Origin of the sequence: Achromobacter sp. ESBL13, from assembly GCF_036668755.1 — a bacterium.
In the GTDB taxonomy this organism is placed as follows: domain Bacteria; phylum Pseudomonadota; class Gammaproteobacteria; order Burkholderiales; family Burkholderiaceae_B; genus Achromobacter.
The window spans coordinates 86,660-102,306 of record NZ_JAZEVT010000001.1; the positions used below are offsets into that span (position 1 = coordinate 86,660).

Consider the following 15,647-nt stretch of genomic DNA (forward strand, 5'->3'; position numbering starts at 1 on the left):
CTCTAGCGGGAGCATTCATGAGCATTTTCCAAAGAACCACCATCGCGCTGGCGCGCAGCCCCATGATGGGGCGCGCGATGCGGGCGGTGGCGGCACGCTCGTCCCTGGCGCAGCGCTTCGTCGGCGGCGCGGATGTGGGCGCCGCTGTTCACACCGCGTTGCGGCTGTGGCAGGCGCATGGCATCCGGGCGTCGTTGTTCTACCTGGGCGAATACGTGGCCGACGCCGCCGCCATCGAACACAACGTGTCGCAAACCATCGAAGCCTGTGGCGCGCTGGGCGCGGCGGGGCTGGACGCGCATGTGTCCGTGGACCCCACCGCCATCGGCTACATGGCCGGTGACGCGGTGGGCGCCGCCAACGCGACCCGCATCGCCAAGGCCGTTGCAAGCTCCCGCGGCGCCATCGGCGGCCGCAACTGGATGGTGCTGGATATGGAAGATTCCGCCATCCGCGATCGCACCTGCGCGCTGCATCGCTCGTTGCTGGAAGACGGCTTGCCCGTCGGCCTGACCTTGCAGGCGCGTCGGCGGCGCACGCCCGAAGACCTGGCCTGGGCCGTGCGCCGGCATACGTCGTTGCGCCTGGTAAAAGGCGCGTTTCCCGAGCGCGCGCTGGACCATGCCGGCCGCGCTCGGATCGACCAGGCGTATCTGGACGCGGCGGCCATCATGCTGTCGCACGAAGCGCGCGAAGCGGGGTTTTATCCGGTTTTCGGCACGCACGACGACCGGCTTGCCGGCGCCCTCATGACGTTGGCGCGCGAACGGGGATGGTCGCCCGACGCGTTCGAATTTGAAATGCTCTATGGCGTGCGCCCCGACTGGCAAATGGCGCTGCGCGGCCTGGGCTATAACGTCAGGGTCTACCTGCCGTTTGGCGCCGACTGGTGGCCTTACGCCATCCGCCGCGTCGGCGAAAATCCGTCCAATGCGTGGCTGTTGGCGCGGTCGCTGAATGCGGACGGAAGGTACTTCGGCTAGCGTATCGGGGCAGGGCGATGAGAGCGCGGGGCGGATGCCGCGCTATTCAGTCCTGATCATTCACTTTCGGCTATCTGATGGCGGCATCTCAACATATTTGGCATTGTGGCGCGGAGCTGCCCGGCGACGTCTTGATCGCGGACCTGCGCGCGTATTGCTACGCGCCGCATTTTCATGATGCCTGGTCCATCGGCGCCATCGAGCGCGGCCGATGTTCCTTTACCGTCCAAGGCCGCACGCACGTGGCCGCTACGGGCGACTTGGTGGTGATTGCGCCCGGCCAGGTGCATACGGGCGGCACGTCCGACGCGCCGCTGGCCTATCGCATGGCGTACATCGACCCGGCGTGGTTCGATGACCACGCGCGCGCCATGCCGGGCCGTACCGTGCGCGTCTCGGGCCCGGTCGTCAGTGCGCCGGCGTTATGCGCGCAATGGCTGGCCGCCCTGGCGCCGGGCGCCATGCGCGACTGCGAACGCCGCGACCGAATCTCGGCCGCGCTGCTCGGCCTGCTTGGCGCGCATGGCGCCCATGGCGACACGACGGAGTCGACGGACAAGGACGTGTCCGACGTCTGCGCCTTGCTGCGCGATCGCATGGCCGCCGATCCCGCCTGCGCGCCGGATCTTGAGGCGCTGGCCCGCGCGCAGGACCGTCACCGCACCACACTGGTCAAGCAGTTTGCCCGCCGCTACGGGCTGCCCCCGCAGGCGTGGCTGCGCAATTGGCGCGTGGCGCGCGCACGGGTGTTGTTGCGCGGCGGCGTGCCACTGGCGCAGGCGGCCCAAGCCGTGGGTTTTGCCGACCAGGCGCACCTGACTCGCGTGTTCAAACAGGTCTACGGCAGCACGCCCGGCGTGCTGGTGCGCGCGGGTTCCCAGACGTTGTGAGGGCGGGGCGTTTCGATGCGGTAATCGGAATATTTCCGGCTAAAGAACGAAGCGCCCAGTTGCTCGGCCGCCAACAAGGGTTGACGCGGATCGGCCGCGATTTCGCCGCGCAGGTTGCCCGCGCCGTGCACATAGCCCACAAATTCCGAATGCGAATAGCGCGCGTATTCCTGCACCTGGTGCACGATGCCCAGCGCTGCGCCCGGGTAGGTTTCCTCGGACGCCACTGCCAGCCCCAGGCGCTTGCCCGTCATGCGCGCCTTGACCCGTTCCGGCTCGGGGCCGCTGCCGGCATAGTGGCTGAACGAACGGTCAAAGAAAGCCTTGGTCTGCGCCGACATGCCGTACCAATAAATGGGCGTGCAGATCAGCACGCCATCGGCCGGCAGGAAGTGTTCAAGAAACAGTTCCGAATAGCGGTCATCGGGCCCGGGTTGGTGCCGCAGGTCGGACAGGAATCCTTGGATGTAATCGTCCAGGAAAAGCAGGCTGGTGGATACGCCGGCAGCGTTTGCGCCACGTTGCGCGGCGGCGCCCAATGCCGCGCTGTTGCCGTCGCGGCGGGGGCTGCCGACCAGGATCAGCAAGCGTTGGGATGGATGATTTCGATTCATGATGGCTCCGAGTAATGTCGTGCCTTCAATATAGAAATCCGGCATGTCGACGACAAATGACGAATCCTTGATTAAGATGAATTCATTTCATCCATAGACTGCCCCAACATCATGTTTTCAACATTGCCGGTGACCGCGTTGCGCGCGTTCGAGGCCGCCGCGCGGCTGCGCAGTTTCAAGCTGGCCGCCGCCGAATTGGCCGTGACGCCCACGGCGGTGTCGCACCAGATCAAGGCGCTGGAACGGCAAGTGGGATTTTCGCTGTTCGACCGCGCGCCGCGAAGCGTAAAACTGACGGACAAGGGTGCGCGCCTTTTCATCAGCGTGCATGGTGCGCTGCTGGATATTGCGCAAACGCTGGACGCCTTGCGCCCCGAACCGGCCTCGGGCGCCTTGACGCTGTCCACCACACATTCCTTCGCGGCCCTGTGGTTGGTGCCGCGACTGGGGCGCTTTCATCAAGCCTTTCCGCAATACCAGCTGAACCTGCAAACCGGCGCCGACCCCGTGGACCTGCTGCAAGACGCCAGCGTGGACGTGGCGGTGCGCTATAGCCGACGCGCCTATCCCGCCCTGCATACCGCCGCGACGCTGCCCGAGTGGTTTGGCGTGTACGGCGCGCCCGGCCTGATCGCGCAAATGTCGAAGACGCGCGCCGCCAAAGCGTCGCCTGCGCTGGTGACGGTGCGCTGGCGCGATTCGGATCTGTACGAACAAGGCTGGCTGGCGTGGTGCCAGGCGGCGCGCATGCCCGCATGGCGGGAACCCTCGGCAGTGCATGCGTACGCCGAAGAGCACTACGCGCTGCAAGCCGCCATCGCGGGGCAGGGGCTGGTGCTGGCAAGTTCCGTCATGGTGTCCGACAGCGTGCGCGCCGGCACCTTGGCCGCGTACCGGCCGCAGGTGCGCGTGCCCGGCGCGGCTTACACGGCGCTGTGCGCGCCGGGGCGCGAACGCCATCCGCCGGTCCGGGCTTTTCTGGCGTGGCTGACGGGGGAATTCCAGGCATAGCAGTCGCCGGCGCCTGCGGCGACGCATGCGACTATGTCGCCCGCAATGACGCGCGCGGCAACAGCGGCAAGGCCGCCAGCATTGCCACGCCCGCCAGCACCCAGGCGGCGGGCCACGAACTGGCCGCCACCACGTGGGGCAGCGCAACCGGCGTCAGGAACAGGCCCAAATAAACGCAGCTGTTCGCCATGCCCAGCGCCGTGCCCGCGCGGTTGACGCCGGCCAGCGTTGCCAATTCGGTATACGCCACTCCGTGCCAGGCGGACGCGCACACGCCCGCCGCGGTCAGCACGACTGCCGTGGCGATCACCGCGCCCGTCGCCGACGGGGCCTCGCCGACCAGCCAGGCGACGGCGCCCAGCGCCGCGAACATCAGCGCGCTCAGTTGCGCGCAGCGGCGCAGAAAGGCGCGCCGGTTGCCGTGCCGATCGGTCCACCTGCCGCTGGCAATGCGCGCCACCATCGCGCCCAGTTGCACGGCCACCATCACGGCAGTCAGCGCGCCGATACCCGCCTGGCTGAAGTCGTGCAGGAATACCGTGGCGAAGGTCAGCACCGCGAACTGCGGGCAGCACATCAGGCCGATCGCCGCCGCCGCGCGCCAGACGCGCGCATCGCGCAAGGGGCTGGGCGCGGCGGGGCGGGCGCGGCCGGAGGCATGGCGGCCTCGGGCGGCAAGGGGCGGATCGCGCAGCCAGCACAGCGCCAGCACGGCCGCCGCCGCGCACATCGCGGCCAGTACGCCGAAGACGGCGGCAAAGCCGGCCCGTGCCGCCAGCCAAGGCAGCAGCAGCGCACCCAGGCCGCCGCCCAGCGGCACGGCGGTTTGGCGGATGCTCATGGCCAGACCGCGTTCGCTATCGTCGAACCAGGCCATCACGGCCCGGCCGCTGGCGCCGTTGACGCTGCCGCCCAGCACGCCGACCAGCACCAGCCCCGCTGCCAGCAGCCACAAGCTGGGCACCACGCCGGCCGTGGGCGAGGCGAACACGCTTAGCCAGGCCAGCGCGGCGGCCGTGGCGCTCAGGCCGGTCAACAGGACGGGGCGGTCACCCCAGCGGTCGGTCAGCAGGCCCCACGGCAATTCAAACAAGGCCACGCCCAGGCCCATCAGACCCAGCGCCAGCCCCAGTTGATCGTTGTCCAGCCGATAACCGGCGCGCATGAACACCGCCGTGGTCGGCAGGCCGGCGGCTGCTGCGGAAAAGGCCGCGTTGGCGGCCACGCCCACGGCCAGCACCTTCCAGCGGTGGGCGGCGGGCGCCGATGGTTCGGACAACAAAATCGTAGGGGCGGGGAGGTCGGACATGCAGGACTCCAGGACTTTAAAAAAGGACCCGGCCAGTTTGCGCGTCTGCTATCGTTCTGAAAATCAGGAAATATTGATCAAATAGTTTTGAAAAACGGGACTATCAAGTCCATCCAAGGCCACCCAGCTCCGATTTAGGCGATGCATGCGACCCGTAACCTTTGACCTGGACACCCTGCGCAGCTTCGTTGCGGGCGTCGATCTGGGCAGTTTCGGCCGCGCGGCCGACCGGCTGGGCCGTTCCACGTCGGCGATCAGCGCGCAAATGAAAAAGCTGGAAGAGCAGGCCGGCGTGCCGCTGCTGCGCAAGGCCGGGCGCGGACTGGCGCTGACCGACGCGGGCGAGACCATGCTGGCCTACGGCCGCCGCCTGTTGGAACTGAACGACCAGGCGGCCCGCGCCGTGCAAGGGGCCGAGCTGTCCGGCCGCGTGCGCCTGGGCATGCAGGAAGACTTCGGCGAAATGCTCTTGCCCCGGGTGCTGGGCCAATTCGCCCGCGCGCATCCCCATGTGCGGATCGAAGCGCGGGTGGCGCGCAACGGCGAACTGCTGGAACGCATGGCGCTTGGGCAGCTGGATCTGGCGCTGGCCTGGGACTTTGATGCGCGCCTGCCGCACGCCGAGCGCCTGCTGGACCTGCCCATGCGCTGGATCGGCCCCAGCCAGCTTGCCGACCCGCCGCGAGGCGAGGGCGACGGCGAGGTGCCGCTGGTGGCATTCGAGGCGCCTTGCCTGTTTCGCGCCTGTGCCACCGATGCGCTGGACCGCGCCGGTTTGGGCTGGCGCGCGGCCTTCACCAGCCCCAGCCTGGCCGGCTTGTGGGCGGCCGTGTCGGCGGGGCTGGGCCTGGCCGTGCGCACGCCGCTAGGGCTGCCCGCCGGAGTGCGGGCGCTGGCGCCGGGCGAACGGGGCCTGCCCCCTTTGCCGTCGATCACGCTGTCGCTGTATCGTGCCCAGGCGCAGCCAGACCCGGTGGCCGCCGCGCTGGCCGATATCGTGCGGCAGTGTGTCCGGGACAGCAGCGTTGCCTGGGCGTCGCCTTCCGCCTTGTCCACCACCTTGCCCGCCACGGTCCCAGCATGAATCGATTCCAAGAAATGTCGGTGTTCCTGGCCGTGGCCGAAGCCCAGGGCTTTGCCGCCGCCGCGCGCCGCCTGGAAATGTCCGCGCCGTCGGTCACGCGCAGCGTTGCGGCGCTGGAACGGCGGCTGGGCGCCTTGCTGTTGGTACGCACCACCCGCAGCCTGCGCCTGACCGAAGCGGGCCAGCGCTACGCGGCCGACTGCCGCCGCATTCTTGAAGACGTCGAACAAGCCGACGATGCCGCCGCTGGTGCGATGGCCGTGCCACGCGGTGCGCTGCACGTCACCGCGCCCGCCTTCTTTGGCGAACTGCACGTCATGCCGGTGGTGCTGGGCTATCTACGCGCGCATCGTGCCGTGTCGGTGCGCACCCTGCTGGTGGACCGGGTGGTGAACCTGCTGGACGAAGGCGTGGACGTGGCCGTGCGCATTGGTGCTTTGCCCGATTCCACCTTGACGGCGGTGCCGGTGGGCCACGTGCGCCGCGTGGTCTGCGCCACGCCGGAATTCCTGCGCCAACACGGTGAACCGCAGGACCCCGACGCCCTGCATCGCTTCTGCACCATCACGGCCGCGATGGAGGGGCGGGGCGCGCAATGGCGTTTCCAGCAAGCCGGCGAGCCGCGCCGGCTGAATGTGGAATCGCAACTGGCCGTCACGTCGTTTCAGGCCGCCGTGCTGGCCGCGTGCGAAGGCTGGGGCTTGACCCAGGTGGTGTCGTACCAGGTGGCGCGGCACCTGAAAAGCGGTGCCTTGCAGGTGGTGCTGCGCGATTTCGAATTGCCGCCCATGCCGGTGCACGTGGTGTACCCCGAGGGCCGACGCAGCTCTGCCAAAGTGCGCAGCTTTGTTGAATTCTGCGTGGAAGCGCTGCGGCGCGATCTGGCCGAATTGCCGCGCTGAAGGGCCGAAGCCCGGCCCCGCCGGACGGTGGACCAGGCGCCTCGACCGTGCCTTCGACCCGTTCTTTCAATTCCGACAATAGTGTCTTGTCGCGGCTGGCCGTTCACGCAGGGCGTGCATCGGGCCAAGATGGAGCCATGTTCATCCCCCTTGGAAATTCCCATGTCCGCTGCCCCGTTGACCTTCTATAGCTTCCCTTTGTCCGGCCATGCGCATCGCGTCGCGCTGATGCTGTCGCTGCTGAACGTGCCGCACAAGCGCGTCGACGTGGATCTGCGCGGCGGCGAGCACAAGCGCCCGGAATTCCTGGCGCTGAACGCGTTCGGCCAGGTGCCGGTGATCGACGACAACGGCACGGTGGTGGCGGATTCCAATGCCATCCTGGTCTATCTGGCCGCCCGCTACGACGGCCAGGCTTGGCTGCCCGCCGATCCGGCCGGTGCGGCGGCGGTGCAGCGCTGGCTGTCTGTAGCAGCCGGGCCTTTGGCGAGCGGCCCGGCGACGGCCCGGCTGATCACGGTATTTGGCGCGCCCTACGACGTGGAAACCACCTTGACACGCGCGCATGCCTTGCTGGGCGTTATGAACGCCGAACTTGGCGGCCGCGCCTTCCTGGCCGGTTCCCGCCCGACGATCGCGGACGTCGCCTGCTACGCCTACGTGTCGCACGCGCCCGAAGGCAATGTGTCCTTGGCCGACTACCCCCACGTGCGCGCGTGGCTCGCACGCATCGAAAATCTGCCCGGCTTCGTGCCCATGGCGCGCACGCCCGCCGGCTTGCAGGCCGCCTGATACCGCCATCACCGCATTGGCCCGGAGCGCACCATGACTCTCACTGATCCTTCTTTTGACGACGGCTTGCCCTGGCATGCGGGCGAACGCCTGTTGCAAGCGCGCGCCGGCGTGGCCGAGCGCATGGCGCAGATCGGCCCGAAGATCGTGCGCGATTACATGCCCGACCAGCATCGTGACTTTTTCGCGCAGTTGCCGTTCCTGGTGGTAGGCGCGGTAGACGGGCAGGGCGATCCCTGGGCCGGCGTGCTGGAGGGCCTGCCGGGCTTTGCCATGTCGCCCGATGCGCATACGTTACGGGTGTCGGCCATGCCCGATGCCGATGATCCGGTGCGCGCGGGCCTGGGCCCGGGGCAGGCGGTGGGGCTGCTGGGAATCGAGCTGCACACGCGTCGGCGCAACCGCATGAACGGTCAGATCGCCGCGTGGGACGGCAAGCGTTTCGATGTGGCCGTGGCGCAGTCGTTCGGCAATTGCCCGCAGTACATCCAGACGCGCGATTTTCATTTCTCGCGCTCGCCGGCCATGCGCTTTGCGGCGGCGCGACCCGAGACCGATCAATTGGACGATGCCGCGCGCGCGTTGATCCAATCGGCCGACACCTTTTTCGTGGCCTCTTACGTGGACGATGATGCCCGAGGGGGGCGCGCGGTTGACGTGTCGCATCGCGGCGGCAAACCCGGCTTTGTGCGCGTGGACGGCAATGTGCTGACCATTCCCGATTTTTCCGGCAACCGCTTCTTCAATACCCTGGGCAACCTGATGGCGAACCCGCGCGCGGGTTTGGTCTTCATCGACTTTGAACGTGGCGACGTGCTTCAGATATCGGGCCGCGCCGAGGTGGTGCTGGACAGCCCCGAGATTCAAAGCTTCGCGGGCGCGGAACGGCTGTGGCGCGTGCATGTGCGCCGTGTGCTGCGGCGGCCCGGCGCCTTGGCGCTACGCTGGCAATTCGGCGCGTATTCGCCGACCGCGCTGGGCACGGGGCAGTGGCCGGGGCAGCCCGACCAAACCGGCTAGCCGGGCGGGGGCGCGGTTTTCTGCACGACGGTGTCCTCCGGTTCCAGCAGGCGTCCATCCTGCGCGCGGATTTCCAGGCGGCGCACCGCCTGGCCGCGCTTGCGGTCGATCAATGTGGAGTGGGCTTCGGCCGGGCCGTAGTAATGGTCTTCGCCCCATTGCCGCAAGCTGACGATGACCGGAAACAGCGCGCGGCCTTTGTCCGTCAGCACGTATTCCTGATAGGCGCTGCCGTCCGACGCGGGGGCCACGGCCAGGATGCCGTGCGCCACCAACGTGCGCAGCCGGTCGCTAAGAATGTTCTTGGCCACGCCCAGGCTTTTCTGGAATTCACCAAAGCGGCGTACGCCATCGAACGCGTCCCGCACGATCAACAGCGACCACCAGTCGCCGATGGCGTCTAACGAGCGCGCCACCGGGCAGGCGGCGCCTTCAAGGCTGGTGCGTTTAACCATGTCTGACCCTTGGGTGGGGATGCAATGGTTGCATTATAAAACCTTAAGATCTAGCATTCCGGTTTCGTAATAAAACCAAAAGGACTTGCCATGCCAGATGTTCCACCGCCCGCCCACGCCTCGGCCGATGCGTCGCCAGCACCCCTGCCTACCTCGCTGGTGATGCTGCTGGCCGTGGCCTGTGCGCTTAGCGTGGCCAACGTGTATTACGCGCAGCCCTTGCTGGACGCCATCGGCCGCGAGTTCCTGCTGGACGAGGGCGCCGTGGGCGTCGTCGTTACCGCCACGCAATTGGGCTGCGCGGTGGCGCTGCTGTTCGTGGTGCCGCTTGGCGACCTGCTGGACCGGCGCCGCCTGATGCTGGCGCAACTGGGGCTGCTGGTGCTGGCGCTGGGCGCGGTGGCCGTGTCGGCCAATACGCCGTGGCTGCTGGCGGGCATGGTGGCGCTGGGGCTGTTGGGTACGGCGATGACGCAAGGCCTGCTGGCGCTGTCCGCCGCCCTGGCGGCGCCGGGAGAACGGGGCCGGGTGGTGGGCGCCGCGCAGGGCGGGGTGGTGATCGGCTTGTTGCTGGCGCGCACCGTGGCCGGCGTGGTGGCCGACGCCTGGGGCTGGCGCGCCGTGTACGTGGTGTCCGCCGTGATGGCCGCCTTGCTGGCGTGGGTGCTGCTGCGCCGCTTGCCTCGGCGGCGCCTGCCCACGGCCACGCTGTCGTACCGGGACTTGCTGCGGTCCATGGCGACGCTGCTGGCCACTGAACCCGTGCTGCGCGTGCGCGGCATGATCGCCTTGCTGATGTTCGCCGCCATCAGCGTGTTCTGGACGGCGCTGGTGCTGCCCTTGAGCGCGCCGCCGCATTCGTTGTCGCACGCGGCGGTGGGTGGCTTTGGGCTGGTGGGCGTATTGGGCGTGTTGATGGCTGCGCGCGCCGGCCGCTGGGCGGATCGCGGGCTGGGGCAGCGCACTACGGGCACGGGCCTGGTGCTGCTGTGCCTGGCGTGGGCGCCCATTGCCTTGCTGGATCACAGTCTATGGGCCTTGGCGCTGGGCGTGCTGGTGCTGGACGTGGCGCTGCAAGCGCTGCACGTGACGAATCAAACGATGATTTTCAGCATCAGCGCCCAGTCGCATAGCCGGCTGGTGGGCAGCTACATGATGTTCTACGCGGTGGGTAGCGGGCTGGGCGGCATTGCGTCCACGGCGGTGTACGCGCGCGCCGGCTGGCTGGGCGTGTGCGCGCTGGGCGCGGCCATCAGCGTGACGGCTTTAGTTTTCTGGGCGGCGACGTTGCCCCGCAAGGCATCGCCGCCGCCATCGTCGTCACGTCAAGGCTGTACCGCGTAGTCCTTGGACCCCAGCACCACGGCCGCCAGGCCCGGCGCCTGGGTCAGCTTGTGCAGCGCATAGGTTTGGGCGGTGGCAATCTTGGCCTGATGGAAGTCGGGGTCTTCCTGCTGGTGGTCCAGGCTGGCCAGCAGGGCGCGCGCCATCTGCCAACCGGCCAGCGTCGTGCCCGCCAGCAGCAGATAGGGCACGGCCGACCCGAAGATGGCGTTGGGCGCCCCGGCGGCGTTGGCCAGCACAAAGTCCACCACATTGGCCAGGGCCAGCCGGGCTTGCCGCAGCGGCTTGAGCACCAGGTTGGCCGCGGGTTCGCTGCGCGATTCCAGCTCGGTTTCTGTCTGGCGGATGGCCTCCAGCAGCGCATGCGCCACCGCGCCGCCGTCGCGCAAGGTCTTGCGGCCGACCAGGTCGTTGGCCTGGATTGCGGTGGTGCCTTCGTAGATGGTCAGGATGCGCGCGTCGCGGTAGTACTGCGCCGCGCCGGTTTCCTCAATGAAGCCCATGCCGCCGTGCACCTGCACGCCCAGGCTGGTCACGTCCAGCGACATCTCGGTGCACCAGCCCTTCACGATGGGCACCAGGAATTCCTGGATGGCCAGATGACGCTTGCGCTCGTCGGCGTCGGGGCTGGCGTGGGCCAGGTCGGCGTGGCCCGCCGTCACGTAGGCCAGCGCGCGGCCCGCCTCGGTCAGCGCGCGCATGGTGCCCAGCATGCGGCGCACGTCGGGGTGATGGATGATGGTGACGGCATCGCGCGACGACCCATCCACCGGGCGGCTTTGCACCCGGTCGCGGGCATAGGCCAGCGCGTGCTGGTAGGCGCGGTCGGCAATGGCGATGCCCTGCACGCCCACCGCATAGCGGGCCGCGTTCATCATGATGAACATGGCGTCCAGCCCGCGGTTTTCCTGGCCCACCAGGTAGCCCAGCGCGCCGCCCGCATCGCCAAATTGCAGGGTGGCGGTGGGGCTGGCCTTGATGCCCAGCTTGTGTTCGATGGACACGCAGGTGACGTCGTTGCGCTCGCCCAGCGAGCCGTCTTCGTTGACCAGGAACTTGGGCACCAGGAACAGTGAAATGCCCTTGACGCCTTCGGGCGCGTCGGGCAATCGGGCCAGCACCAGGTGCAGGATGTTCTCGGTCAGGTCGTGGTCGCCATAGGTGATGAAGATCTTGGTGCCGGACAGCCGGTACGTGCCGTCGCCCACCGGCTGCGCGCGCGTGCGGATCATGGCCAGGTCCGAGCCGGCTTGCGGCTCGGTCAGGTTCATGGTGCCGGTCCACCGGCCCGAGATCATCGGGCCGATGAAGCGCGTTTTCATTTCCGCCGAGCCAACCGTCAACAGGGCTTCGATGGCGCCGTTGGTCAACAGGGGGCACAGCGCAAACGACAGGTTGGCGGCGTTCAGCATTTCAGAGCAGGGCGAGCCGATCAGGCCGGGCAGCCCCTGGCCGCCGTATTCCACGGGGTGCGACATGCCTTGCCAGCCCGCTTCGGTGTACTGGCGAAACGCTTGCTTGAAACCGGGCGACGTCGTGACCGCGCCGTCGCGCCACGTGCTGGGCTCGCGGTCGGCGGGTTGGTTCAGCGGCGCCAGGACGTCGGCCGCGAAATGGGCGGATTCTTCCAGCACGGCCTGCGCGGTGTCGGGCGTGGCCTCCTCGAAGCCGGGCAGGGCGGCAACTTGCCGCAGGCCGGCCAGGTGGTTCAACACAAACATCATGTCTTTCACGGGGGCTTGGTACGTCATGGCCGAAAAACTCCTTTGATGAAGGTGCCGGGCTGCCGGCGTTCAGACGGCTTTGTCGGGGCTGGTGGACGGCGCGGCCGGGGCATCGCCGGCGGCGTCAGGCGCGGGACCCGTCGACGGCTTCGTCGCGGATGGACCGGCCAGATCAATGGCCTGCGTGGCGCCCACGGCGGCGCGCAATTCAAACTTCTGAATCTTGCCGGTGGATGTCTTGGGCAGTTCGCCGAAGCGCACCGCGCGCGGCACCTTGAAGCCGGGCAGCAGCAGTTTGCAATGCGCGATGATCTCTTCGGCGGTGGCGCTGCAACCCGGTTTCAGTTCAACGAAGGCGCAAGGTGTTTCGCCCCACTTGGGGTCGGGCATGGCCACGACCGCCACCGCCGCAACGGCGGGGTGTCGGTACAGCGCGTCTTCCACTTCAATGCTGGAGATGTTTTCGCCACCGGAAATAATGATGTCCTTGCTGCGGTCCTTGATGCGCACGTACCCGTCCGCCGTCATCACGCCCAGGTCGCCGGTGTGAAACCAGCCGCCCGCGAAGGCGTCGTCGGTGGCGCGTTCGTTTTTCAGGTAGCCCTTCATGCAGATGTTGCCCCGGAACATGATTTCGCCCACGGTCTGCTCGTCGGCGGGCACTTCCTGCATGGTGTCGGGGTTGCGTACCGATAAGCCGGTCTGCAAGTGGTAGCGCACGCCCTGGCGCGCGGTCAGCTGCGCGCGGCGTTCGTCGTCCAGCGCGTCCCACGATTCCTGGCGGGCGCAGACGGCGGCCGGACCGTAGACTTCGGTCAGCCCATAGACGTGCGTCAGTTCAAAGCCGATGTCGCGCATCTTGGCGATGACGGCGGGTGCGGGCGCGGCACCCGCGACCATGGTGCGCACCGTATGCGTGATGCCCGCGCGCATCTCGGCCGGCGCGTTGGCCAGCGCGCTTTGCACGATGGGGGCGCCGCAGTAGTGCGTGACGCCTTCGGCGCGGATCAGGTCGAACACGGTCTGGGGGTCGAACTTGCGCAGGCACACGTTCACGCCGGCGCGCGCGGCTACCGTCCAGGGAAAGCACCAGCCGTTGCAATGGAACATGGGCAAGGTCCAAAGATAGACCGCGTGCTTGGGCATGTCCCATTCAAGAATGTTGCTGACGGCGTTCAGGTACGCGCCGCGATGGTGGTAGACCACGCCCTTGGGGTCGCCGGTGGTGCCCGAGGTGTAGTTCAGAGCGATGGCGTCCCATTCGTCGGCGGGCGGTTGCCAGGCGTAATGCGCGGGCGCGTCGGCCAGGAAGGCTTCGTAATCGGTGGCGCCCGGCATAGGGGCGCCCGGCTCAGGGGCGCCCGGCATAGGGGCGCCCGGCTCAGGGGCGCCCGGCATAGGGGCGCCCGGCTCAGGGGCGCCCGGCACGGTGGCGGGGGCGCCGTCCAGGTCGTGGACCGAGACGATTTTCAAGTGCGGGAATTCGGCACGGGCGCGCTGGGCGATGTCGGCATATTCGGTGTCGATGATCAGCGCGCGGGCTTCCCCGTGGCCCAGCATGAACAGCACGCTGGAGGCGTCCAGCCGGGTGTTCAGCGTATTGAGCACCGCGCCCATCATCGGCACGCCGAAGTGGGCTTCGACCATGGCGGGGATGTTGGGCAGCATCACGGCAACGGTGTCGCCGCGCTTGATGCCGGCGCGTTCCAGCGCGTTGGCCAGGCGCTGCGCGCGTTCGTAGGTCTGGGCCCAGGTGCGGCGTACCTTGCCGTGCACCACCGCCAGCCGCTGGCCATACACCTCGGCCGCGCGGGCAATGAAGTCCACCGGGGTCAAGGGGGTGTAGTTGGCGTCGCGGCGCGCCAGGCCGTGGTCAAACATGCTGCTCATGCGTAGTCTCCGAGTCGGGCGCGTGGGCGGCCCTGTCTTGTTCGAGGTTTGCCGAGCGCGGAGAGCTTGATTTCCGTCGCTTGCTTGAGCTTAGGGGCAAGCCGAAATTACTGTCTGTCGCCTGCATGACAGAGCGCCGGCCGCCCTTGCAAACCGCCAGTTTTACACGGTTCCGACCTTGTCCGACGTTTCAAACGTTGTTTCCGTCAACGCGCCAGATTCCCACCCATAACCCCTACATCCCGTTCAGCGCGGCGCCAGGGCGCATGACAGCGCGGCGCGCGCCAGGATGCGTGTGGAATCCAGCGTGGGCAAGACGCAGTTGCCGTCGTTCAGCACCAGCGGCAGTTCGGTGCAGCCCAGCACCACGGCGTCGCATCCGGCATCGCGCAAGCGCTGCACAATGCCTTGCAGGCGCGCGACCGACGTGGGCTGGAACACCCCGTAAACCAGTTCATCCATGATGATGCGGCCCAGCGTGACCCGGTCTTGTTCGACAGGGCGTACCCATTCCAGCCCTTGCGCGCCGAGCTTATCCGGGTACACCACGCTATCGACCAGCCACCGCGTGCCCAGGATGCCGATGCGCCGAAAACCTCGCGCCGCGGCCTGCAAGGCAACTTCCTCGGCGATATGCAGCCAGGGCAGCGGCGAATGCGGCAGCACATATTTCAGCGCCTGGTGGATGGTGTTGTCGGGGCAGATCAGCAAGTCAGCCCCGGCGCGCGCCAGCTTGTCGGCCGATGACAGCATCAGCGCGCCCACGCCGGCCAGGTCCTTGTTGTCCAGGCACACCACGTAGTCCGCCAGCGAATGGGTGTGCAGCGAAATCTCAGGGTGCGCGTGCGGCCCCATGCGCTGCGAAGCTTCGGCGCACAACGTGCGATAGCACAGCGCGGCGCCTTCGGCCGAACAGGCAACGATGCCGATGTGCAGGGGGGCGGCGGTGATGGGGCCGGTGGTCGTGGGGCCGGCGGCCGTGGGCGCACTGTTCATGAGGCAGCGTCCTGGTTCAACGCCCGCACGTGGCGGGCAATGTCGATAAAGCTCTTGGCCATGGCGGCTTGTTGGGCGGCGGGCAAGCGCGACAAAAACAACTCGTCGATGGCCGGGCCGTACACCTTCCACATTTCCCGCCGCAGCGCGCGGCCCTTGGGCGTCAGGCGTGCATAGGTGGCGCGCCTGTCCTCGTCGGAACGAAAGCGCTCGACCAGGCCGGCCGCCTCGATGCGGTCCATCAGGCGCGTCAGGTTATAGCGCGCGATCACCATGCGTTCCGCCATTTCGAACATGCGCGCCGTGCCATCCGGCGCGCGTTCCAGCGCCCACAGCGCGTCGTACCACGCCAGCGGCGGCAGGTCGGCTGCCGACAGGCGGTTTTCAATTTCCTCTACCACCAGCGCGTGCGCGGTCAGGAAGAGGCTCCATGCGTCGGGCTTGCCCGTGGCCATGCGGTCGTTCCTTTTGATATCGGGAATGCAGCCGCGATTGTAAGAGCGGCTTGGCCGGATCGCGTGATCGAAGTGAAAAGCGCAAGCCAGGATAGTTGCACTTGCAATTGTCCGAGCACGGCAATACGATTGCAATTGCACATGATGCAATTGCAATTCACGATGTGAAACGCAGAGG

The 15,647-nt window shown here is 67.8% G+C and carries 15 protein-coding genes; 8 read left to right on the forward strand and 7 right to left on the reverse strand.

The window, feature by feature from the left end; translation table 11 throughout:
- The first annotated feature begins 17 nt into the window (after positions 1–17).
- Both V6F88_RS00465 and V6F88_RS00470 read left to right on the forward strand, forming a co-directional pair.
- Positions 18–983, forward strand: a complete 966-nt coding sequence (locus tag V6F88_RS00465; RefSeq protein WP_332607415.1) for a proline dehydrogenase family protein — start codon at positions 18–20, stop codon at positions 981–983.
- A 131-nt stretch (positions 984–1,114) separates the two neighbouring features.
- Positions 1,115–1,873 (forward strand): AraC family transcriptional regulator, encoded by a 759-nt coding sequence (locus tag V6F88_RS00470; RefSeq protein WP_332607416.1) that lies wholly within the window; start codon positions 1,115–1,117, stop codon positions 1,871–1,873.
- On the opposite strand, the gene V6F88_RS00475 is transcribed toward V6F88_RS00470, so the two are convergent.
- Positions 1,822–2,487, reverse strand: a complete 666-nt coding sequence (locus tag V6F88_RS00475; protein WP_332607417.1) for a flavodoxin family protein — start codon at positions 2,485–2,487, stop codon at positions 1,822–1,824. The two genes, V6F88_RS00470 and V6F88_RS00475, sit on opposite strands and share 52 nt — an antisense overlap.
- Positions 2,488–2,598: 111 nt before the next feature.
- Between V6F88_RS00475 and V6F88_RS00480 the strand changes: the two genes are divergently transcribed.
- Positions 2,599–3,498 (forward strand): LysR substrate-binding domain-containing protein, encoded by a 900-nt coding sequence (locus tag V6F88_RS00480; protein WP_332607418.1) that lies wholly within the window; start codon positions 2,599–2,601, stop codon positions 3,496–3,498.
- A gap of 31 nt (positions 3,499–3,529) precedes the next feature.
- On the opposite strand, the gene V6F88_RS00485 is transcribed toward V6F88_RS00480, so the two are convergent.
- Positions 3,530–4,807: an MFS transporter gene (locus tag V6F88_RS00485; RefSeq protein WP_332607419.1), complete on the reverse strand. Its 1,278-nt coding sequence runs from the start codon at positions 4,805–4,807 to the stop codon at positions 3,530–3,532.
- A gap of 145 nt (positions 4,808–4,952) precedes the next feature.
- Between V6F88_RS00485 and V6F88_RS00490 the strand changes: the two genes are divergently transcribed.
- From V6F88_RS00490 to V6F88_RS00505, 4 genes are all read left to right on the forward strand, one after another.
- Positions 4,953–5,891, forward strand: coding sequence for a LysR substrate-binding domain-containing protein (locus tag V6F88_RS00490; RefSeq protein WP_332607420.1), 939 nt, complete (start codon positions 4,953–4,955; stop codon positions 5,889–5,891).
- Positions 5,888–6,793 carry a LysR family transcriptional regulator gene (locus tag V6F88_RS00495; RefSeq protein ID WP_332607421.1) on the forward strand — a complete coding sequence of 302 codons (906 nt, stop codon included), beginning with the start codon at positions 5,888–5,890 and terminating at the stop codon, positions 6,791–6,793. Before V6F88_RS00490 ends, V6F88_RS00495 begins: the two co-directional genes overlap by 4 nt.
- A 162-nt stretch (positions 6,794–6,955) precedes the next feature.
- Positions 6,956–7,585, forward strand: coding sequence for a glutathione S-transferase family protein (locus tag V6F88_RS00500; protein WP_332607422.1), 630 nt, complete (start codon positions 6,956–6,958; stop codon positions 7,583–7,585).
- A gap of 33 nt (positions 7,586–7,618) precedes the next feature.
- On the forward strand, positions 7,619–8,605 hold the full coding sequence (locus V6F88_RS00505) for a pyridoxamine 5'-phosphate oxidase family protein (protein ID WP_332607423.1): 987 nt from the start codon (positions 7,619–7,621) through the stop codon (positions 8,603–8,605).
- Here V6F88_RS00505 and V6F88_RS00510 read toward each other — a convergent pair.
- On the reverse strand, positions 8,602–9,060 hold the full coding sequence (locus V6F88_RS00510) for a winged helix-turn-helix transcriptional regulator (protein ID WP_332607424.1): 459 nt from the start codon (positions 9,058–9,060) through the stop codon (positions 8,602–8,604). The two genes, V6F88_RS00505 and V6F88_RS00510, sit on opposite strands and share 4 nt — an antisense overlap.
- A 90-nt stretch (positions 9,061–9,150) precedes the next feature.
- Between V6F88_RS00510 and V6F88_RS00515 the strand changes: the two genes are divergently transcribed.
- Positions 9,151–10,404, forward strand: coding sequence for an MFS transporter (locus V6F88_RS00515; protein WP_332607425.1), 1,254 nt, complete (start codon positions 9,151–9,153; stop codon positions 10,402–10,404).
- Here V6F88_RS00515 and V6F88_RS00520 read toward each other — a convergent pair.
- From V6F88_RS00520 to V6F88_RS00535, 4 genes are all read right to left on the reverse strand, one after another.
- The gene (locus V6F88_RS00520) at positions 10,386–12,155 is read right to left on the reverse strand and encodes an acyl-CoA dehydrogenase (protein WP_332607426.1); all 1,770 of its coding nucleotides are present in this window, start codon (positions 12,153–12,155) and stop codon (positions 10,386–10,388) included. The genes V6F88_RS00515 and V6F88_RS00520 overlap by 19 nt on opposite strands.
- A gap of 42 nt (positions 12,156–12,197) precedes the next feature.
- Entirely contained in the window at positions 12,198–14,018 is a 1,821-nt protein-coding gene (locus tag V6F88_RS00525; protein WP_332607427.1) for an acyl-CoA synthetase, read from the reverse strand.
- 246 nt (positions 14,019–14,264) lie between these two features.
- Complete coding sequence (locus tag V6F88_RS00530) at positions 14,265–15,014, reverse strand: aspartate/glutamate racemase family protein (RefSeq protein WP_332607428.1); 750 nt, start codon at positions 15,012–15,014, stop codon at positions 14,265–14,267.
- Entirely contained in the window at positions 15,011–15,469 is a 459-nt protein-coding gene (locus tag V6F88_RS00535; RefSeq protein WP_332607429.1) for a MarR family winged helix-turn-helix transcriptional regulator, read from the reverse strand. Before V6F88_RS00535 ends, V6F88_RS00530 begins: the two co-directional genes overlap by 4 nt.
- Positions 15,470–15,647: the final 178 nt, after the last annotated feature.